The 21,239-nt window shown below is 39.3% G+C and carries 20 protein-coding genes and 2 pseudogenes; 11 read left to right on the top strand and 11 right to left on the bottom strand.

Translation table 11 applies throughout. From position 1 onward, the window contains the following. The first annotated feature begins 229 nt into the window (after positions 1–229). The 3 genes and pseudogenes from ACKI4H_RS05350 to ACKI4H_RS05360 all read left to right on the top strand — a co-directional run bounded on the left by ACKI4H_RS05350 (position 230) and on the right by ACKI4H_RS05360 (position 3,361). Positions 230–913 (top strand): annotated as a pseudogene (locus tag ACKI4H_RS05350) (response regulator). Further along, positions 910–2,789, top strand: a pseudogene (locus ACKI4H_RS05355) (ATP-binding protein). Before ACKI4H_RS05350 ends, ACKI4H_RS05355 begins: the two co-directional pseudogenes overlap by 4 nt. Before the next feature lie 110 nt (positions 2,790–2,899). After that, positions 2,900–3,361 (top strand): hypothetical protein, encoded by a 462-nt coding sequence (locus ACKI4H_RS05360; protein ID WP_407304319.1) that lies wholly within the window; start codon positions 2,900–2,902, stop codon positions 3,359–3,361. A 115-nt stretch (positions 3,362–3,476) separates the two neighbouring features. Here ACKI4H_RS05360 and ACKI4H_RS05365 read toward each other — a convergent pair whose 3' ends face one another. The 3 genes from ACKI4H_RS05365 to ACKI4H_RS05375 are packed head-to-tail and all read right to left on the bottom strand — an operon-like array spanning position 3,477 to position 5,638. Further along, positions 3,477–4,646: a JmjC domain-containing protein gene (locus ACKI4H_RS05365; RefSeq protein ID WP_407304321.1), complete on the bottom strand. Its 1,170-nt coding sequence runs from the start codon at positions 4,644–4,646 to the stop codon at positions 3,477–3,479. A 15-nt stretch (positions 4,647–4,661) separates the two neighbouring features. Continuing rightward, positions 4,662–5,255 (bottom strand): Maf family protein, encoded by a 594-nt coding sequence (locus ACKI4H_RS05370; protein ID WP_407304323.1) that lies wholly within the window; start codon positions 5,253–5,255, stop codon positions 4,662–4,664. Further along, positions 5,255–5,638 (bottom strand): DUF2237 family protein, encoded by a 384-nt coding sequence (locus tag ACKI4H_RS05375; RefSeq protein WP_407304386.1) that lies wholly within the window; start codon positions 5,636–5,638, stop codon positions 5,255–5,257. The genes ACKI4H_RS05370 and ACKI4H_RS05375 overlap by 1 nt, the downstream gene beginning before the upstream one ends. Before the next feature lie 140 nt (positions 5,639–5,778). On the opposite strand from ACKI4H_RS05375, the gene ACKI4H_RS05380 reads away from it, so the two are divergent. The 4 genes from ACKI4H_RS05380 to ACKI4H_RS05395 all read left to right on the top strand — a co-directional run bounded on the left by ACKI4H_RS05380 (position 5,779) and on the right by ACKI4H_RS05395 (position 9,523). Beyond that, on the top strand, positions 5,779–6,966 hold the full coding sequence (locus tag ACKI4H_RS05380) for a phosphoglycerate kinase (protein WP_407304324.1): 1,188 nt from the start codon (positions 5,779–5,781) through the stop codon (positions 6,964–6,966). Positions 6,967–7,131: 165 nt separating this feature from the next. Then, on the top strand, positions 7,132–7,404 hold the full coding sequence (locus ACKI4H_RS05385; RefSeq protein WP_407304326.1) for a hypothetical protein: 273 nt from the start codon (positions 7,132–7,134) through the stop codon (positions 7,402–7,404). 121 nt (positions 7,405–7,525) lie between these two features. Then, on the top strand, positions 7,526–8,563 hold the full coding sequence (gene fba, locus ACKI4H_RS05390) for a class II fructose-bisphosphate aldolase (protein WP_407304328.1): 1,038 nt from the start codon (positions 7,526–7,528) through the stop codon (positions 8,561–8,563). Between the two features lie 96 nt (positions 8,564–8,659). After that, complete coding sequence (locus ACKI4H_RS05395; RefSeq protein WP_407304329.1) at positions 8,660–9,523, top strand: EamA family transporter; 864 nt, start codon at positions 8,660–8,662, stop codon at positions 9,521–9,523. Positions 9,524–9,833: 310 nt separating this feature from the next. On the opposite strand, the gene nfsB is transcribed toward ACKI4H_RS05395, so the two are convergent. Continuing rightward, entirely contained in the window at positions 9,834–10,487 is a 654-nt protein-coding gene (gene nfsB, locus ACKI4H_RS05400) for an oxygen-insensitive NAD(P)H nitroreductase (protein ID WP_407304330.1), read from the bottom strand. A gap of 346 nt (positions 10,488–10,833) precedes the next feature. On the opposite strand from nfsB, the gene hpaI reads away from it, so the two are divergent. Continuing rightward, entirely contained in the window at positions 10,834–11,628 is a 795-nt protein-coding gene (gene hpaI / locus ACKI4H_RS05405) for a 4-hydroxy-2-oxoheptanedioate aldolase (RefSeq protein ID WP_407304331.1), read from the top strand. A gap of 75 nt (positions 11,629–11,703) precedes the next feature. On the opposite strand, the gene ACKI4H_RS05410 is transcribed toward hpaI, so the two are convergent. The 3 genes from ACKI4H_RS05410 to ACKI4H_RS05420 form a co-directional block, all read right to left on the bottom strand. Continuing rightward, positions 11,704–12,123 carry a hypothetical protein gene (locus ACKI4H_RS05410; RefSeq protein ID WP_407304333.1) on the bottom strand — a complete coding sequence of 140 codons (420 nt, stop codon included), beginning with the start codon at positions 12,121–12,123 and terminating at the stop codon, positions 11,704–11,706. A 177-nt stretch (positions 12,124–12,300) separates the two neighbouring features. Continuing rightward, on the bottom strand, positions 12,301–13,020 hold the full coding sequence (locus ACKI4H_RS05415; protein WP_407304334.1) for a UDP-2,3-diacylglucosamine diphosphatase: 720 nt from the start codon (positions 13,018–13,020) through the stop codon (positions 12,301–12,303). A gap of 118 nt (positions 13,021–13,138) precedes the next feature. Further along, positions 13,139–13,648 (bottom strand): peptidylprolyl isomerase, encoded by a 510-nt coding sequence (locus ACKI4H_RS05420; protein WP_171539389.1) that lies wholly within the window; start codon positions 13,646–13,648, stop codon positions 13,139–13,141. A gap of 166 nt (positions 13,649–13,814) precedes the next feature. Here ACKI4H_RS05420 and ACKI4H_RS05425 point away from each other — a divergent pair, with 166 nt between their 5' ends. Together ACKI4H_RS05425 and ACKI4H_RS05430 are read left to right on the top strand one after the other, a co-directional pair. Next, on the top strand, positions 13,815–15,539 hold the full coding sequence (locus ACKI4H_RS05425) for a glutamine--tRNA ligase/YqeY domain fusion protein (protein WP_407304336.1): 1,725 nt from the start codon (positions 13,815–13,817) through the stop codon (positions 15,537–15,539). Between the two features lie 191 nt (positions 15,540–15,730). After that, positions 15,731–16,180, top strand: a complete 450-nt coding sequence (locus ACKI4H_RS05430; protein WP_407304337.1) for an SRPBCC domain-containing protein — start codon at positions 15,731–15,733, stop codon at positions 16,178–16,180. A 185-nt stretch (positions 16,181–16,365) separates the two neighbouring features. Here ACKI4H_RS05430 and ACKI4H_RS05435 read toward each other — a convergent pair whose 3' ends face one another. Further along, positions 16,366–16,902, bottom strand: coding sequence for a lecithin retinol acyltransferase family protein (locus ACKI4H_RS05435; RefSeq protein WP_407304338.1), 537 nt, complete (start codon positions 16,900–16,902; stop codon positions 16,366–16,368). Positions 16,903–17,064: 162 nt separating this feature from the next. On the opposite strand from ACKI4H_RS05435, the gene ACKI4H_RS05440 reads away from it, so the two are divergent. Beyond that, a complete protein-coding gene (locus ACKI4H_RS05440) occupies positions 17,065–17,823 on the top strand; it encodes a phosphodiester glycosidase family protein (protein ID WP_407304339.1) in 759 nt (252 codons plus the stop codon). A gap of 166 nt (positions 17,824–17,989) precedes the next feature. On the opposite strand, the gene ACKI4H_RS05445 is transcribed toward ACKI4H_RS05440, so the two are convergent. From ACKI4H_RS05445 to trmA, 3 genes are all read right to left on the bottom strand, one after another. Continuing rightward, a complete protein-coding gene (locus ACKI4H_RS05445) occupies positions 17,990–19,234 on the bottom strand; it encodes an outer membrane protein transport protein (protein WP_407304340.1) in 1,245 nt (414 codons plus the stop codon). A 223-nt stretch (positions 19,235–19,457) separates the two neighbouring features. Beyond that, entirely contained in the window at positions 19,458–19,685 is a 228-nt protein-coding gene (locus ACKI4H_RS05450) for a hypothetical protein (protein WP_407304341.1), read from the bottom strand. Positions 19,686–19,936: 251 nt separating this feature from the next. Further along, entirely contained in the window at positions 19,937–21,019 is a 1,083-nt protein-coding gene (gene trmA, locus ACKI4H_RS05455; RefSeq protein ID WP_407304342.1) for a tRNA (uridine(54)-C5)-methyltransferase TrmA, read from the bottom strand. Positions 21,020–21,239 lie beyond the last annotated feature (220 nt).

The raw sequence follows: 21,239 nt of genomic DNA on the forward strand, positions 1-21,239 counted from the left end.
CAATCATACAAACTGAATTTGTTGAGACGATTTAATTTATTAATCAAGTATTAATCATCCATTGAATCATGAGCATTTTTATTTTATCGTATTAAATTAAGAAAATAAGTCTTAAAATACTTAACTAGAATTTTAATTATTAGTATAAAAGTCATAAAATTACTTGGTTTTAGGGATATTTTTTAATTGTTTTCCCCTTAAATTGGCCCAATAAAAAAAGGGGTAGTGTGTGTCGGGAATAGAAACGATTTTACCTGTACCAGTCTTGATTGTTGAAGATGAAGATCTCATTTGTGAACGACTAAAAAATATATTGACCGAATTGGGCTATGACAATGATGTGCTCATTTTTGCCAAGAATCTAAAACAAGCCTTCCTGCAAATAGAACAACAACCGATTTCTTTAGCATAGGTCGATCTCGGACTTCCGGATGGAAATGGGATAGAACTGATAGAAAAGCTGCGTAGTCTCGATAGCAGTGTCGTAATTCTGGTCATTTCAGCGTGGAGTACGCAAGCAAGTCTATTTGCAGCGATTAAAGCGGGTGCGACAGGTTATGTCTTGAAAGAACGGGATGATGCGGAAGTGCGGTTATCCATCCGCAGCATTTTGCGTGGTGGCGCACCCATTGATCCTTTTATTGCACAAGAAATTTTAAAGCAGATTTCAGCTTCCGTGATTACAGGCTCAAATGAGGATAAATCATTAGAGTCTGAAACGGCACTTTTGACCAATCGTGAAACAGAAATTTTAAACTTGGTCGCCCAAGGAATGAGTAATAAAGAAATAGCAGAACAGTTGTTTGTCTCTAAATATCCGGTTGAAAGTCATATTAAACATATTTACCGAAAATTGGCGGTGACAAAACGAACCAAAGCGGTCAGTGCAGCACGATCCTTAGGGATTTTATGAAGCATTCCGTACTGCATTTATTTTGCATATTTTTGCTGGGTTTATTTAGCCGTATAGCTTATGCAGAAATAAATCAAAGTATTAATCAACAATGTTCTGTATATATCAATTCTGTTTCTGCGGTGAAAACACCTTCACAGACCGTTTTACCCGCGCAAGGCTGGCAGTCGGTACAGTTGCCAGATAAATGGACCAATCACTGGAAAAATTATAATGGTGGTGTCTGGTATAAGATTGAATGGAACTGGTCATGTGGAAATAATGCTAGGTTAGCAGAGCCGATTGCTTTTTCAATTGATTATATTAATTCAGCGGGTGCGGTTTTTTTAAATGGTGATTTACTTTGGCGGGATCAAAATTTACAGGAACCTTTGTCTAAAAGCTGGAATATGCCACGTTATTGGATTTTACCCGTATCGGGATTAAGATCTGATCAAAATGAAATCTTGATTTATGTGAATGGTTTTGCTTTTCAGTCTCCAGGGCTGGGTAATATCTCCTTTAATAACGTGCAAAGCAATTATGAAATCCATCAAAGCAAAATTTGGAACCGTAGAACTTTATTTCAAATAAACCTCATTTTATCGATCACTTTTGGCATCATCTGTCTTGTGATCTGGTCATTAAGACGCAAAGAAACCACCTTTGGATGGTTCGCATTAAGTTCATTGTTGTGGGTGTTATTTATTTCCAATGTACTGGCAACAGAAACATTTCCATATCCAACCAGTTTAATGGCAACCCAAGCAAATTTGGTGTTCTTTGTCCTGTATATCCTGAGTTTCTGTATTTATTTACTTCGATTTATTGAAACTCATTTAGCCAAAATTGAAGCTTCGATTTATTTTGTGACTGGACTTGTCATTGCCGGTATTTTTTTACGCCTCAACACTCTATTTTTTGGGTCTTTCCACTGATATTTTTAATCTATGTGGGCTTGTTTTTCCTCACCTATTTATATATTAGCTATCGGGCCATTAAATCTCGACGATCAGATTATATTTTTTTAGCGATTTGCCTAAGCGGAATTTTCAGCTTTGCTGTATTCGATATTTTATTGTTATTATCGGACTCCATATCTGATGCACGGCTATTATCTCCTTATACCGGACCGGTTATTACCTTTTTTGTGGTGGTTATATTGGGCACGAGATTGGCAAGAAATGTAAAAAAAGTAGAAACCTTTAATGCAGCATTAGAAGTCAAAGTTAAACAGGCGGGTGAAGACTTAAGTTCAAGCCTGAATGAGAAATATCAGTTAGAGCTTGAAAATGTCCGCTTGCAGGAAAGAATCCATCTATCCCATGATTTACATGATGGTTTGGGCGCATCACTGGTGCGTTTCATGATTTTAGTGGATCAAAGTGCACATGATATTCCGAATCAGCAATTTCTATCGATGCTCAAATTATTAAGGGATGATTTAAGACAAATTATTGATAGTGGCTCATCTGCGGATAATAAAATTCCAGTCAGTCCTGTTATGTGGGTTGCACCGGTCAGACACCGTTTTAGCCAGCTGATGGATGAGTTGGATATTCATTCTAAATGGGCTTTTCCGCGGGAATGGCAAGCTGTACCCACAGCGCTACAGTGTTTGACCCTGATTCGTGTGTTGGAGGAAAGCTTGACCAATGTGATTAAACACAGTCAGGCAAAAAATGTGAATGTGTCGATGACTTATCTTTTTGAAAATCAGTTAATTTTAACCATACAAGATGATGGTGTGGGTTTTAATACGGATTGCGTGGCACAACAGGGATTAAGTATTGGGATGCGCAGCATGAAAATGCGCTTGGAACGCATAGGGGCGGAACTTAACTTATCTTCTGAACAGGGTTGTATAATAGTCCAGGCGATTGTTCAGCTTAAATGATTGAACAGGAGTCTTGTTGTCGCTAGGTATCCTTAAATAAGCCATAAGCCATTATTAAATGATCTTAAATTTTTAAAAATAAATAACATAAATCAGTTAAGAACGAAATTATGAATTCTAATATCCAGAAACTCGATGATTTAAAAAATTTAAATCTAAAAGCGTTGAACCAACTATTTAAAACAGGTCACTGTCCCAAGATTGAAGCTTTAAATGGCAGTGCAAAAGGAATGGTGATTAAACCCGCTTGGTTTCAGCGTTTAAATTTTTGGCGAGGTAAGGTATTTAATCTTGCTTCTACAGGAGAATTAACAGGATTTAACCGAATAGGGATAGGTAAACTAGAAACGCAAAGATATCAATTTAATGCCCGTATCGGGAAATCATTATTTAGTGATCAACAGGTTTTGATTATTAATCATGATTTATCTATTAATCCCAATTGGGTAAGACACTATCATGATGAAATGGTACAGATAGATACGCATATTTATCTGGCAACTTCATATTATCGAATGGGTAAAAAATTAAAATTTGTTAGTTATTTTGCTTTTGATTTTTCTAAAATTTAAATAAAAGTAGGGAACATTAAAAATTATTATTCATTATTAAACTTGGAATTTTATATGCACGTATCAAGTTGATACTAAAAAAAGGGGAAATGATAATTTCCCCTTTTTGCTTTATTTATTCTTCATCTGCAGCAGGTAACAACATCAGAATTGATTCATTTAACAGGTTTACGATGTCTTCCAGCATATCTGGATCATAAAGCTTATCATCGAGTAATACAGGATTGCCATCAGCCAATTGCTTTAAAATTGGTGCAAATGCATCTGAAATACAAATACCTTCACCATTGGCCCAGAAAAGCAATTCATCTTCATCTTCGGTATAGAGCAGACGCGAAGCTGGTTCAAGAGTAAGTGAATATCCTTGATCTAAAGCTTCTTCTAAATCACCTGTACCAAGTGCTTCAGCCTCTGGAATGTTTTCCGGATATTTCGGTTCCGACAGCAGGCTCATGAGCGCATCTTCAAGCACGGTTGGATTCTGCAATTGTGCTAAAAGTTCTGCTTTTAAATACTCAAGTTCTATCTGACTGATTTGACCAATCGGGCTGATTTTGTCGCGTATAATGTCAGTCAGCGGATTTTTAAGTAATTGATCATCAGCAAATTTATCACTGACACGATCCATCATTTCAGCAATATTTGGCATACGGAAACCAAACGAGTAAGTCAGACAGTCATCTTCCGCTACACCGTAATGAGACAAGCCTGGTGGTACATAGAGCAAGTCGCCCGGTGCTAAAACTTCATCGAAATGAACTTCCATTTCTGGCAGCAGTTTTAATGGTTGACCCGCAACAACCTCACTTTCGGCATCACACATTTGTCCCAGCTGCCAGCGGCGGTGTCCATGCCCTTGCACTAAAAACACATCATAAAAGTCAAAATGTTTACCGACTGAGCCGCCTTTTTGGGCATAGGACACCATGATGTCATCACGACGCCACTGCGGAATAAACGGAAATTTTTTCCAAAGTTCAGCCAGATCAAAAGAGTAATGATCCACAGCTTGAACAAGCAGTGTCCAAAGCTTTGGCATTTTCTGGAAATCAGCTTTTGTTAAAGGTGATGATTTCACAGACCATTGCTTTGGATCTTTATCTTTTTGTTTAATTAGACGGGCACTGATATTTTCATCCAGCGCGAGTTCCATGACATCGCCAGGCTCTAAAAGATTCGCAATTTCAGGAAGCGCATTACGGACCAGTAAGGGTTTTTTTTGCCAATATTCGGCAAGAAATTGTTCAGCGGTAATTCCGCCTAATACATCTAAAGGTTGAGACATAAATACAGCCTAAAATTAAGGAACTAAAATATTCAATTGACGCAGGATATGGCAAAGCTGAATCATCGGCATGCCCATTAATGTGGTTTGGTCTTGCCCATTCATTTGCTCAAACAGGCTAATCCCTAAGCTTTCACATTTAAAGCTGCCGGCACACATTAAAGGTTGTTCTACTTCAATATAACGCTCAATTTCGGCAAGATCGAGTTTGCGGAATTTGACTTTATAATGTTCAACCAGCGTGCGTTCAAAACCTGTGGAAAGTTGCTGCACACTTAATGCGGTACTGAAATAGACGATTTTATCTGAATTGGCTTGTAACTGTTTTACTGCTTTTTCAACAGTCAGCGGCTTGCCAATAAAAATATCCGGCGCGCCTTCACGCCAAGCGACTTGGTCTGATCCAATCACAACCGCTTCTGGATATTGTTCTGAAATGGTTTTGGCCTTTTCAAATGCCAGTCGTTTGGCCAAATGATCCGCATGATTTTCACCACGGGGGGATTCATCAATATCAGGCACAATGCTTTGATAATCGATGCGAAGGCGGTTCATTAAGTCTTTGCGGGTTTGGCTGCTTGAAGCCAAAATAATTTGGGGAGTACTCATTACACTGCATATTCCATAAGCACATCAAGCGGAACGTAGGAGAGCACAGCTTGATGGCAAGCTTGAATTTTAATGGGAGGGGCGATACCGGCCTGGTATGCTTCAACCCAACGGGTCACACAAACACACCAAAAATCACCCGGCTCTAAACCCGGGAAATCAACTTCTGGTAATGGTGTGATCAAGTCATTACCTACTTTTTGTGAAAAATTAAGAAACTCAGCGGTCATCTGTACACACATTGTATGCTGACCTAGATCTGTTGTAGCAGTATGACAAAAGCCGTTACGAAAATATCCGGTGATAGGAGCATAGCAACAGCTAGCCATGGGTTCGCCTAAAACATTTAAACGATTGATATTTGGATCTGGGTGAATAGACATAAGCTCTAAATCATGGAGTGGCTTTTGACTATGATAATCAAAACTTTGCCTTTCGACAGCTTTTATACAAAAGAAGCTAACCTTTTTCTGCATAATCATTTAAAATCGGGCGGTTTTTATATCTATAAAGAGAGCTATACATGAATTTTCAGCGTATGACTGACCTCGATTTAACAGGTAAACGCGTTCTTATTCGTGAAGATTTAAACGTACCTGTAAAAAATGGTGAAATTACAAGTGATGCACGTTTACGCGCGGCGCTTCCTACAATTAAAGCAGCGGTAGAAAAAGGCGCTGCGGTAATGGTTTGTTCTCACCTAGGTCGTCCCGTTGAAGGTGAACCTAAACCAGAACAGTCTTTAGCTCCTGTTGCTGCTTATTTGACTCAAGCTTTGGGTCAAGATGTTAAATTATTGACTGACTACCTAGATGGTGTTGAAGTTGCCGCAGGTAAGGTGGTATTGCTTGAAAACGTGCGTTTCAACCCGGGTGAAAAGAAAAACAATCCTGAACTTGCACAAAAATATGCAGCACTTTGCGATGTATTCGTGATGGATGCATTTGGTACTGCGCATCGTGCAGAAGCATCGACTGAAGGCGTAGCGCGTTTTGCCGCAGTTGCAGCAGCAGGACCGTTACTTGCAGCTGAACTGGATGCTCTAGGTCGTGCACTTAAAACTCCAGAAACCCCAATGGTTGCCATTGTTGCAGGTTCTAAAGTGTCAACTAAGCTTGACGTGTTAACTTCGCTTTCTGGCATTTGTGACCAAATTATTGTGGGTGGTGGTATTGCCAATACGTTTCTGGCCGCTGCTGGCTACAACGTGGGTAAATCATTGTGTGAAAATGATTTGATCGACACAGCGAAAGCCATTGCTGCAAAAGTATCAGTTCCACTTCCAACAGACGTTGTGGTTGCAGATGCAGCTGAAATTGACTTTGCCGATTTCTTGGGTTCATTGGCTCAAGCCAAAGCAGTGGTTAAAAACGTTGCGGATGTAACCGACAACGACATGATCTTAGATGTGGGTCCAGAAACAGCGAAAGCCTTTGCTGAAATTATTAAAACTTCAAAAACGATTCTTTGGAATGGTCCAGTGGGTGTGTTTGAGGTCGATCAGTTCGGTGAAGGTACTAAAGCCTTGTCTTTAGCAATCGCTGAATCGGCTGGTTTCTCTATCGCGGGCGGTGGTGATACCTTGGCTGCAATCGACAAATACGAAGTAGCTGACAAAATTGGTTATATCTCTACCGGTGGTGGTGCTTTCCTTGAGTTTGTAGAAGGCAAAACACTTCCTGCAGTTGCTGTATTACTTGAACGTGCTTAATCTTTAGATCAGAATCTTTAAATCAGATTAAGTCTAAAGTAAATATCACAAAAGGTTGACTAGGGTCAGCCTTTTGTCATTTTGGGGTACATATTCCAGTCATCAAAATGAAATATATCTGCAATAAGATGACCTTCATTAAACCTCCTGTGCCAGGACAATCTGATGAACTTGAAATTAACCCTTGCAGCACTTCTTATTGCACCTTTGGCTTTAACTGCTTGTGCCAAGAAAGATGAAGCTCCCAAAAATGACGCAGCAGAAACAGCAATAGTAGAAGAAAAAATTAGCCCTGAGCAACAAGCAGCAATTGATTCAATTGACCAACCGATTCTGGATGAAAAAAATACAGATGTACCGGCGGAAATAGCGAATGCAAATGCAGATGAAGCCACAGCTGCAGCTTCCGAGTCGGCTTCTGAAGCGACTGCGCATTAAGTTTGTCGTGTTTTATTTAAAAGTCCCTGCAAATGCAGGGATTTTTTTTGAAATAGTGTTTTTTCTTGCTGAATTGAAAGCAATCAGCATGTAGAATATGGGCATTACCTGGGAGGACATTATGGCACTTATCTCATTGCGCCAGCTCTTGGATCACGCCGGCGAACACAATTACGGCGTACCAGCGTTTAACGTAAACAACTTAGAACAAATGCGCGCAATTATGTTAGCCGCAGACGAAACAAATTCACCTGTTATTGTTCAAGCATCTGCGGGTGCTCGTAAATATGCAGGCGCTCCGTTCTTACGTCATTTGATTTTGGCAGCAATTGAAGAGTGGCCACATATTCCAGTGGTTATGCATCAAGATCATGGTACAGACCCTGATGTATGCCAACGCTCGATCCAGTTGGGCTTTTCATCAGTCATGATGGACGGTTCATTAGGTGCGGACGGTAAGACACCTACAAGTTATGAATATAATGTAGATGTAACACGTCGTACAGTTCAAATGGCGCATGCTTGCGGTGTTTCAGTTGAAGGTGAAATTGGTTGCCTGGGTAGCCTTGAAACCGGTATGGCGGGTGAAGAAGATGGCGTAGGCGCTGAAGGCATTCTTGACCATTCTCAGCTTTTAACTTCAGTTGAAGAAGCAACTCAGTTTGTAGCAGATACAAATGTCGATGCTTTGGCAATTGCAGTGGGTACTTCACACGGTGCGTACAAATTTACACGTCCACCTACAGGTGATATTTTAGCGATTGACCGCATTAAAGAAATTCATGCGGCGTTGCCAAATACCCATCTTGTAATGCACGGTTCAAGCTCTGTGCCACAAGAATGGCTGGCTGTGATCAATGAATTTGGCGGCGACATCAAAGAAACCTATGGTGTGCCTGTTGAGCAACTGGTTGAAGCAATCAAACACGGTGTTCGTAAAATCAATATCGACACTGACTTGCGTTTGGCGTCTACTGGTGCAATGCGTCGTATGATGGCGGAAAAACCAAGCGAATTCGATCCACGTAAATTCTTCTCTGCAACTGTAGATGCAATGAAACAAATCTGTGTAGATCGTTACACAGCATTTGGCACTGCCGGTCATGCAGACCAGATTCGTCCAATTTCTTTAGAGAAAATGGTGAATCGTTATAAATAATCGTTAAAGATTATCTATAATTAAAAGCCCACATCTGTTGTGGGCTTTTTTGTATCTAACCCTAAACCATTATAAATCAGGAAAATAAGGCAAAAGATGGAACTTATATTTGCTGCGGCATGCTGTAGTGTGGTCATTTCAATACTTTTAAAGCTCGCTAAAGCCAAAGGTTTTAATGCATTACAGATGATTGTCTGGAACTATGCTTCAGCCAGTCTGCTGTGCTTTCTATGGTTTAAGCCAGATTTACAGCATATTTCCATACCAAATACGCCGTGGTGGTTGATTATTGCCTTAGGTATTTTGCTGCCGAGTATTTTTTTATGCTTAGCTAAATCATTGCAATATGCCGGCATTATTAAAACCGAGATTGCCCAGCGTTTATCTGTGGTTTTATCGCTATTGTCAGCATTTTTCATTTTTCAGGAACAGTTCAATATACTCAAAATTATCGGTATTGGTTTGGGTATTTTAGCGGTACTGAGTATTTTATTTTCACATCAAAAAGCCGAAACAGGACAGTTCTCTTCAAAACAGGCGATGTTATATCTTGCATTGGTATGGTTTGGCTATGCCTTAATTGATGTGTTGCTCAAGTACACTACCGGCTTAGGCGTACAGTTTGCCGTTGCCTTAAATTTAATGTTTATCTGTGCCTTTATGTTTTCATTGGCTTATATTGCGATTACCGCAAAAACCGCGGGGAGCAAAAAGAATATTCTGGCTGGACTAGGCTTGGGTGTGCTGAATTTTGCCAATATCGCACTGTATGTCAAAGCGCATATTTTATTGAAAGACACACCTGCAATTGTGTTTGCAGGTATGAATATTCTTGTGGTGCTATTTGGTGCATTAAGTGGCTTAATTATTTTTAAAGAAAAATTAAAACCCGCTACCGCTGTAGGGTTGCTTTTAGGTATGACTAGTGTGCTTTGCCTAGCTTATGCGATATCTGCTTGAACAGTGTTTTTGCAAAAGTCTTTGGATGTTTCACGATGTCTATGCTATCGGCTGTACCTAGCAGCAAGCCAGCCTGCTTGCAGTCTGGACAGGTGGGGTAAAAGGAAATCGCATTTGTGGAATATTGATGCATATAAATTTTATTGCAGTGTGTGCATTCAAATTTCATTGGCATTTTAGTTGTAGCAGAAATCATGATGTGAACCACCTTTTATTTTTTGCGCAAATATACCTCAATATCATTGCAAAAATAAGGCCCGAAATGACAATAAAAGGGCTTATAGGCCCTTTTATTGTAATGAATCGTTAATTACAGCTGAGTGAAAATCTGTTCTTTGTCTAAACGCGATTTTGGCAGTTGGGCATTGAAATCATTTTCACTACGATAACCCAGTGTCAGTAATACCGAAGGAACAAAGCCTTTTTCTGTTAACTGCAACTCATCACTAATGATTTGTTCATCAAATCCACCAATTGGTGTCGCATCAATGCCTTCAATACCGGCAGCTAGCAAAATTTGACCCAAAGCAATAAAGGTTTGATTTTCCGCCCAGCGCTGGATGTCACCTTTTTCATTGCGGTAATAATTGACATAACCGGAGCGGCTGTCTTTTTGGCCCTGTTTGGCTTTTTCATCTTTAAAACGACCACTGATGTCATCTTGAGTGAGCAAGTTATCTAAATGCTGTTCGCTGATATCTGCTTTGGTACAGAACAAAATAGTATGGGAAGAATCTAGCACTTTAGGTGCGTTATAGGCATATTTCCCCACCAAGGCTTTGGCGATCCGTTCTTTGGCCGCCTGATTATCAGCAATAAAAAAATGCCAAGGTTGGATATTGATGGAAGATGGAGTCAAACGTAAGATTTCTAATAAACGTGCCACCTGTTCCTTGGGGATTTTTCGAATAGGATCATAGGCTTTGGTAGTATAACGGGTTTTCGAGACGTTTAAAAGATCCATGAATGATTACTCCACTTATAAATTATGTTTGTCATTTTAGCTGAAACGCTATCCAAATAGTTTATAACAAATCGATCTCGCTTTAGACTTTTGGCATGATAAAAAAGTTGTGTATTAAATAGCATGCTTCACTCAATTTATTACATTTTGTATAAAGCAGTATTTGTATCCTGTTTAGCCGGCATTTCAAATGTCATCAATAATTTTATAAAATGAAGAGTGGGTATCTTTCAATAAATTAAGAGTTTTAGCCGATCAAGAAATACGTTTTCAATATTGGTACTTGTAGAAAAAAAGCGTTTAATCAATATTAAGTTAAATATATGACCATTCCGAGAGCAGGCGTATGGACTTTAGCAATCACTTTAAAAGAAAACTAAAAACCCAACAGCAAATTGGGTTATGGGTCGGTTTGGCAGATGCCTACGCTACAGAAATTTCGGCCAATGCCGGATACGACTGGCTACTCATTGATGGTGAACATGCACCCAGTGATTTAAGAACTACGCTTTCGCAACTGCAAAGTATCGCAGCATATCCCTCGCAAGCCGTAGTGCGTCCACCCATTGGCAGTGTACAGCTGATTAAACAATTGTTAGATATTGGCGCACAAACTTTATTGATTCCGATGGTGGAAACAGTAGAACAAGCAGAACTGATGGTCAAGGCCGTGCGTTATCCACCTGAAGGCATCCGTGGCGTAGGTGCAGCTTTAGCAAGAGCAACCCGCTGGAACAGTATTCCGGATTACTACCAAACAGCCCATGAAAATATTTGTCTGTTGATTCAGATTGAATCGGTCACAGGCTTAGAAAACCTGGATGATATTTTAAAAGTTGGTGGCATTGATGGGGTATTCATTGGTGCTGTTGATTTGTCCGCAACCATGGGTTATCAAGGTAATCCAAACCATCCAGAGGTTCAAAAAGCTGTGGTGGATGCGATTCAGCGTATTCGTGCAGCGGGTAAAGCCGCTGGGATTTTATCAACACAGCATGAAGCCACTCAGCAATATTTGGAACTTGGTACAGAGTTTGTGGCAGTGGGTGTCGATACCAGTGTGTTGATGAATTCACTTCGCGAACTTTTGGCCACATATAAAAATGGGGTAGATGTACCTAAAGTTTCGGATGGGTATTAATTTAAATAGTGTGGAATATTTGCTTCAACTAGACAGAAAGCCCCTTACTTCTGATTGAGAGCAGGGGCTTTTTTATTAATAGGCGTATTTTAAATCGGTATATTCATTCAGTGACATTGCTACATGCTTGTCAATGAATTCACGGATATCATCACTAGTCATAGGTTGGCCTTGCTTGGTAATCACGTGTTCCATAGGGGCTTGACCAGCAGTAGTAATTTTATAAACGAAGTTACATACCACTTTATAATGAGAATCTGCTTTAACCATGCAAGTTACATAGCTATAAGCATGTTCAAAATTTAAGTCGCTATGTGAAAAGATAAACTGGTCAAATAATTTTAGTGCCTTGCCATCTTGTAGTGCTTTTAATTCATCCACAATATTACTTTCAAATTGCACAGCGTAGCGTTCGGAAATAGGTTTTCCATTGACTAAAAGTGCAACTTTGTCGTCATCATGATGGGCCACTGTGATATTGCTAAAATCAGACATGCAGATCTCTAAAATTAAATAAAATGATATCTGCTGATTATGTTTGAATTGTTTTACAAATCAAGAAACGATTGGGTGGGTTGATTGTATTCAGTATAAATAAACAACGAATGAGAGGGGTGAGGCGCCGTAAAGGATTTCGCTTTTATATTAACCGAAAGGCTTGAGCAATTTAAATTAATAGCTCCAAGTCTTTAATGCTAAGGTTTGATGAATCTGTTTAGAATCAATTTCTAAAACCTGTGCTTCATGTTCGCGCCAGTCGCCTAACACAATTCGTAATTTACCATTTTCATTATGGATATTAGGGCGGTGGGTATGTCCATGAATCAATAAATCCACTACTTGAAGTGATTGTTCAACGGCTTGTTGATTTACATCCATAATCTGATAAGACTTCACTTGCTTGGTTTGGGCGCTTTTTTTGCGGAAACCATTTGCCAGTTTTTGACGAAAACTTAATGGCATGCTTTTAAGAAAACCTAGAACTAGCGGATTACGAATGATTTTACGGAATTTTTGGTAGGACACATCATCGGTGCAAAGCAGGTCGCCATGTTCAAGACGGATCTGAAGCTCACCAATGTTTAAGGTATCCACCTCAGGCAACAAGGAGCCATTAAACCGCTTTAAGAAGCGTTGACCGAGTGCAAAGTCGCGATTGCCAACTTGAAAGTAAATATGGTTGCCGGCTTGAGTAAATTGTTGGAGAGCGCTAATAATTTCATCTAACCATGGAGCAGAGTAGTCATCCCCAATCCAGGCATTAAACCAGTCCCCCAAAATATAGAGCTGGGTGTATTTATTTTTATAGTAATCTAATAAATCTAAAAACCCCCGAACGAGTCGAGGGTGTTCAGGTGACAAATGTAAATCAGCGATAAACAGATAGGTCACGTATTTTCCTTAATATTTCCTCTTAAAGTCCATCGAATGGTTAGGTGGACTATATCCTTAATATTATTCCGTTTTAAAGCAGGGTCTTAAAACTCATTAAAGATGCAGAGGAGGTTTTTTATTCAGAAATAATTTTAGCAGATTCGATTACAACGTTTTCTAAAGGAACGTCAGCGTGGTGGCCACGGTTACCGGTGCGAACGCCTTTAATTTCGTTAACTACGTCAAGACCTTCAGTTACTTTACCAAATACTGCATAGCCCCAGCCCTGAGCATTTTTGCCAGAGTGGTTCAGGAATGCATTGTTACCCACGTTAATGAAGAACTGAGCAGATGCAGAATGAGGCGCTTGAGTACGTGCCATTGCAATAGTACCCAAATCGTTAGTTAAGCCGTTATCCGCTTCGTTTTCAATCGCGTCACGTGTTGCTTTTTCTTTGAAGTTTTCATCCATGCCACCGCCCTGGATCATGAAACCGTCAATAACACGGTGGAAAATTACGCCATCATAAAAACCGTCACGAACATACTCTAAAAAGTTAGCAACAGTCTTAGGTGCTTTTTCAGAGTTTAATTCAAGAACAATACGTCCTTTATTGGTGTTTAATTCGACTTGAGGAAAACTCATTTTATAATCTCCTAATCATGGACAAAAAAAGCCATGGGTTTTTGGTTGAGAGAAGCATAAGCAAACTGTAAACTACAAGGCAAGCAAAAATGTTACTTTCTTTGTTAAAAACTGAGAAAAGCGTTTTAATTATCCTATTTTATCTTATAGAAGTGATTTATCAACTATGAAGCCGAATGATGTTGTTTCATCCCTGCCAAATAACCCGACAACTCAAAATCAATCTGTCGATGCTGCGCAGCAAGAACAACAGCCTGGCTTAGACTTTGTACGCCAAGTGATTACTGACGACCTAGCAGCAGGCCGTGTACAACAAGTGGTAACACGTTTCCCGCCAGAACCAAATGGTTATTTACATATTGGTCACGTAAAAGCCATTTGTCTGAATTTTGGCATTGCCCAAGAATTTGATGGCGTATGTAACCTGCGTTTTGACGATACCAATCCGGATGCAGAAGAACAAGAATATGTAGACGGTATTGCCAACGACGTAAAATGGTTAGGTTTTAACTGGAATGGTGAACCTCGCTACGCATCAAGTTATTTTGATCAATTGCATGCTTGGGCAATTCAATTGATTCAACAGGGCGATGCTTATGTCGATTTGCAAACGCCTGAAGAAATCAAGTTAAACCGTGGTAATTTCAAAGAGCCAGGTAAAAACTCTCCTTACCGTGAAGCATCTGTAGATGAAAACCTGGCAAACTTTGAAAAGATGAATAATGGCGATTTGGGTGAAGGGCAAGCTGTTCTTCGTGCCAAAATTGATATGGCATCTCCAAACGTACATATGCGTGATCCTATTTTGTACCGCGTACTACATTCTGAACATCACCAAACCGGTGATAAATGGAAAATGTACCCAATGTACGATTATGCGCATCCATTATCAGATGCGATTGAAGGCATTACCCATTCACTGTGTACTTTGGAATTCCAGGATCACCGTCCGTTTTATGACTGGGTGGTTGAGAAAGTTAAATCGCCATCTGTTCCGCATCAGTACGAATCTAGCCGTTTAAATGTCGATTACACCATTACCTCAAAACGTAAATTGCGTAAATTGGTTGAAGGCAATCATGTTAATGGCTGGGATGACCCACGTATGCCAACCGTAGTCGGTATGCGTCGTCGTGGTTTTACCCCGGAAGGTCTGCGTGATTTCTGTAAGCGTGTAGGCGTGTCTAAAGTTGATGGCAGTATTGTTGATGTTGCAATGCTTGAATACTGTATCCGTCAGTCTTTGGAAAATACCGCTGCACGTGGTATGGCGGTGTTAAATCCACTGAAAGTGACCTTGACCAATTTGCCTGAAGATATGGATTTGCCACATGCACGTCATCCGAACGTAGACATGGGCGATCGTATTATTCCTTTATCTAAAGAAATTTATATCGATCGTAAAGACTTTGAAGAAGTTCCGCCTAAAGGCTTTAAACGTTTAATTCCAGAAGGTGAAGTGCGTTTACGTCATGCCTATGTGATCAAATGTGACGAAGTCATTAAAGATGCCCAGGGTGAAGTGGTTGAACTGAAATGTTCAATTGACCCTGAAACCTTAGGTAAAAATCCTGAAGGCCGTAAAGTCAAAGGTGTGGTGCATTGGGTATCTGCAACCAAGGGTGTGCCTGCTGAAGTTCGTGTTTATGATCGTTTGTTTACAGAAGCTGCCCCTGATGCAGATGACGATTTCTTGGCGCACTTAAACCCGGAATCTTTAACTGTGCTTCAGGCGATGATTGAACCTGCTTTGGCAGAAGCTCAAGCTGAAGATCGTTTCCAGTTTGAACGTGAAGGTTACTTCGTGGCAGATCAATATGATCATACAAGCGATAAGCCGGTGTTTAACCGTATTTTGGATTTAAAAGATAGTTTTAAGCCAGGTAAATAATTTAATTGTGATTTGATTAAAAAAAGCTCAACTTCGGTTGGGCTTTTTTGTGGCATCCAAGCAAGAATTGGTTTTAACTGTGTATAGTTTCTTATGTAATCTTATAAAATCTATCCTTTTTTCTGCCCTAAAACCTTTCATCAATGCGAAAGTATAGAAATTATCACTGCAAAAAGATGAGGCTAAGAAAAATGAATAATGTCGTTATCGAGACACAGATGTTAATTCGTAAACCGGTTGCTGAAGTGTTCAATGCCTTTATTGATCCAGAAATCACCAGCAAATTTTGGTTTACTTCCTCTACGGGAGCATTAATGGAAAACAAAAACATAGATTGGTATTGGGAAAAATATGAGGTGACGACCAGTATTTTTGTGGAACAGTTAATTAATAATCAATTAATCCAGATCAAGTGGGGCGAACCAAAGTCTACGCTAGATTTTATTTTTGAAAAAATATCCGAGAATGAAACCTTTCTTAGAATCCGTAACTACGAGATTCCTTTAGAAGGTTCGGAGTTAATTGCTTTTGTGATTAAACGGACCAATGATTTCACCACGCTGTTAGATGGTGCTAAAGCCTACTTGGAATATGGCGCACAACTGAACTTGGTCAATGACAGACTTCCCCCCTTTGATTAAAGGTTTTGATAAATTTTTAAAGATAAGCATTTTATCAACTGAGCAAAATTAAATTTTCATTGTGCTTATTTCTCGAGAGTTTACAGTTGAATAATACGAATTGAGCAATACCTCTCTTTAATTCTTTTTTATGCCCCATCTATATGGGGCCTTTTATCTTTTATAGATATGGGTCGAACTCAAAATCAAGGATTTTCCTGTTCGGGTTCTTTTAATAATAAAGAGGGTGGCAGACGTTTTTTTGCTTTATCACGTAATTTTTTCTTGATGTACAACACCAAAGCAAAACAGGTTGTGGTGATGGTCAACAACATGCTGTTCATATAACTCATGATTGAGCTGACATAGCCAATTGTGGTCAGACGGTTCATCATGCGAATAACTTGTGGACTGCTTTCAACACCCGTAATGGCCCAGGTGCATAAATGTTCACAATTATTAATAATCAGATGATAGTTGTTTTCGTTCATACGAGAACGCATGCGCCGTACAACTTTACGACCCATGAATTTGGGATTGTTGTAATGTTGAACAATAATGGTTTTGCCAAAACTGAACTTTTCTATTGATGTTATCTCAATCGGACGTTTTTTAAACAGGTGAGCAAAACCCGAATAATGAATTACCCGGCCACGCCCTGCATAAATGCCATGATGGGAATAGCCTAAGTGTTTAACAATAAGATGGGTTCCTAAAGGAAACCGGATGTTCTGCTGTTGCATTCCAGACTTAATCAATAAAATGACAGATGTATTTTGTTGACGTAGTTTACTGCTTCTTTGTGAAATAATCGACTATTTCACTGACTTAATGACTATTTTATAAAAGTTATAGCAGTGGGATAAAATTTTGGCTTAATCCTAAGTTGTTTGGAAAAGATAAAAATGAAGAATCAATTTTTATTAAAATGTGCCGTAATTTTTGCTTTACATCTGACTTCAATCAGCCATGCAGGAGTTTACGCCGAGCATTGGAAAAAGGATGCTTTTGATGTAGATGTGGTCAAGGTAGAACACCCTCAAAACTTGCGTTTATTTTTAAATACGGCCAAAACAAATCAGCTGCTGCATAAATTTGATGCAGTTCAGAAACAATTAAGGTCTTGTGAAAAGCTGTTATTTGCCATGAATGCCGGGATGTATCACTCAGATTATTCTGCAGTCGGTTTATATGTAGAAGCATCCCAACATAAGCAGAAATTAAACACGGTCAAGCAGGGGTTCGGCAATTTTCATATTCAGCCGAATGGTGTGCTGGCCTGGAATCAGAATAAAAGTCTGATTATCACTACAGATGACTATGCCAAGATAAAGTTTAATGCAGATTATGCGACCCAATCTGGGCCAATGCTGGTGATTAATGGGAAAATTAATCCAAACTTTTTAGAGCATTCAGACTCATTTAAAATTCGTAATGGTGTGGGGATTAAAGATCAAACCCTGTATTTTGTGATTAGCAATACCGCTGTGAGTTTTTATCAATTTGCACAATTTTTCCAACAGCAGTTGAGTGTGCAAAATGCATTGTATCTGGATGGCTCAATTTCAAGCGCATATATACCACAATTAAAACGTACGGATTCATTTTTTAAGCTTGGTCCCATGATTGCGTATATTGATGCGCAAAACTGTCAAAAAGACTAAGACTTTGAAGTGTTAGAATTATCTATCCATGTACCTTATAGTTTGACTGTTTTTATTATGCTGCATCTATTTAAAATAATTTTAAGCCTGATTTTTATAATGTAAATTTTTACCCGAGCACCAGGTATAAAACAAATTTTGTACTTTGAACTAGATTATGCATAAGTTAAAAATGATATCCAATTTTTAAACCATACCCTATAGCGTGATTGTCATCAAATTCCCCCACTTTTGAAGCTTCTGAGACGCCGGGAAGTGGCAAATCATAAGTTCCATCCTGTGTGGTTACATCTCCCAACCAGAAGTATTTCACCCCGCCTGAAATAAAATAATCAGGTGCGGGATTGTACTGTAATGCTAAGCCAACTCCCCAATATCCTTTAGTGGGATTAAAGATGGATGCCGGATTACCTGTACCAGAATCCCAGCCAAGATCAAAAGCACCTGACCATTGTGGGGTCCATTTTTTTGCCACACCGACAGTCGCGCTCCATTGATCTTTTTGATAGTCATCCAGATTAAATCCACCCCTATAAGTTCCGTCACTCATCGTAGCCGTTACCCGTTCTGATAATGCCCCGAATTGGGCGGGACGAATCACAAAATCTTTCCAGTTGACCCAACGAATATTGGTGTAAAGCAACGTGCTGACCGTAAGCGTGGTTTGAAAATCGAGGTTCATAGACTGAGGTGTAGAAATTTTGGTTTTAGTTTCATCAGCCAAAAGCAGCGGTGTTCCCAATACATTTTCAGAGCCATTGATTTTGTGATCTATTGTGGAGTGATAGGTCAATGCGGCTTTTAATGCAAAGTCAGGAATTTGGTAAGCGAAACCAGCCAGCCAGCCGATGGCAGCATCTTCTTTGAAAACAGCGTTATAACCATCAAGATCTGCATAAACCAATCCGTGAAGTGAAACCTGACCTTTAATAGTTTGAAAGGCAGGTCCTGCATAAAGATTAAAATTTTTAAAAGGTTGATAGCCTAAAACCAGACTGAGATGTTGGCTATCCACATTGATCTGTGTACCTTGTTTGCTGAGTTTGGGATCGGAAAAGCTGCCATTGTCCTTGAGTGGATACTGGAGGTCTACGCCAAATGGCTGATCGTAAAGGATGCCGAAAGAGAATTCCGGTTTTAATTGAAGTTTAAGGGCAGCACTATAATATTGGAAATTCTGGCTAATATTATCGGTTGAATAGTCCTTAACACCTGAATTGACCAGATCTGGTCGTGTGCCTAAAGTGTGTCCTGACACTTCGGGATCAGCCGCGGTTATGGAGGCTTCAAAATAATGCCCACTTTCCAGAAAAGGCAGCAAGGATTGACCTGATTGATCTAAAGCTGCGGCCATGCCATGACTTGAGATCAGGCTGCATAATATTGTCAGTCCAGGATAATACCGTCCCATATATTTTCCTTTTTATTCGACTCATTTTTATTTTTAAGTCATGCTTATTCTATTTATTAAAATATTTCAAAGATGAGTAAAGCACTTTTAAATAGAGGGGGACAGAGATTTCTAGATGAATTGAGAGAAGTATGTTTCGAAGTATTAAAATCTGAGCATAGCCAGTTTTAAGAAGTAAATAAAAAAGGCATTTAGTTCACTAAATGCCTTTTTAGGGACTCTACTATTGGAGGGGTAGATGCTGTAATTTGTTTAACTCTTTACGGCTATAACCTCGAGAAGCTAGAACCTTTTTAATTCCAATGATGACATCTTCATCTGTTGCCTTTGCTAAAGATTGGATCAGTTGTTCATTCGATTTACAAGAGTAATCATTTTCGACACAAGAGATTTGATTCTTGTGTTCGTTTTGCTGTTGATTAGCAGAAAACAGCTTTTGCCAAAAACTCATAGAGCCTTCATACACAACTTAACATAGTTCGAAATATATCCAATCCTGTAAATATTACAAGCCTATATCAGTGATAAAAGCAGCATTTGAACTTTAAATTTTCCGATAATAGATAGTAAGTTTAACGATATTATAAGATTTACTATTTAGAATTTTTTACATTTTATTGATTTTAAAATAAATAAAAATGAAGCTCAACTGAACTTCATTTAGATAACAAGCGATACAAACTTAACAATGAAATAAATTGTTTAAATTTTTTCCAGTAATACACCTGATTCTACATGGTGGGTATAGGGGAACTGGTCAAACATCGCAAATTTGGTCACTTTATGCGTGGTTGATAGGGTTTTTAAGTTGTCCTGTAAGGTGTCAGGATTACATGAAATATAAATGATTCGTTCAAAACGTTGAATCAGTTTTAACGTTTCATCATCAATCCCCGCGCGCGGTGGATCAACAAATACAGTATCAAAATCATAGCTGGAGATATCAATCTCTGCTTCCTGTAGACGGCGGAATTCACGTTCCCCATTATAGGCTTGGGTGAAATCTTCAGCCGAAAGACGCGCAACCTGAATATTGTCAATCTGGTTCTGTTCAATATTCCACTGCGCAGCATAGACAGAGGACTTAGCCAGTTCGGTCGCAAGTACGCGATTGAACTTGGTCGAAAGCGGCAGGGTGAAGTTACCATTCCCACAGTACAGTTCGAGTAAGTCTTTGTCGGACTGTTCAGCCGCATTACATGCCCATTCCAGCATCTTTTGGCAGACTTGTGCATTTGGCTGGGTAAAGCTGCTTTCAATTTGCTTGTATTGATAGGTACGGTCAAATACTTGCAGTTTTTCAACCACAAATTCGTCGCTTAATACTACTTTTTGACCGCGGCTACGACCAATCAGTTTGATATTCAGTTTTTCAGCCAGTTGTTTGGCTAAGGTTTCCCATTCCTCATCCAGTGGGCAGCGATAAATCATTGACACCAGCATTTCGCCTTTTAAAGTCGCCAGAAAATGAACTTCAAATAAACGTTTAGATAATACTGTATTACTTTTTAGTTCTTGCAGCAAAACAGGCATCAACTGATTAATGCTGCTATCTGCAATCGGGAATTCGTCAATGCGAATCACTTGTTTCTGGTTATCTTCGCTGCGTTCAAACATGGCATAGAACATATCATCGTCAGTATGCCAAATCCGGAACTCTGCGCGCATACGGAAGTTTTGTTCAGGTGACTGAAATACGTCTAAAGATGGGGGATTAAACTCGGCAAATTGAGCAGAAATACGTGCAATCTTGGCATCAAGTTGTAACTGATAAGCTGAAGTCATATGCAGTAAAAATCACGAACACATTGAAAACAGGGATGGTAACAAAGTTTGCATAAGATGACTAAACTTATTGCCCATTCAGCGGAAGAAATATCGTTTCAGCCAAAATTCTGGCGAGATATATAGAGGACTTATTTATGACTTTTTAGGTTTGTCTTATCAATTCAATAAAGCGTTGCAGAGTTAGGATGAATCTAAACATAAGAAAAAAACCAAACTC

It is taken from the genome of Acinetobacter sp. (assembly GCF_045628685.1).
Taxonomy (GTDB): Bacteria; Pseudomonadota; Gammaproteobacteria; order Pseudomonadales; family Moraxellaceae; genus Acinetobacter.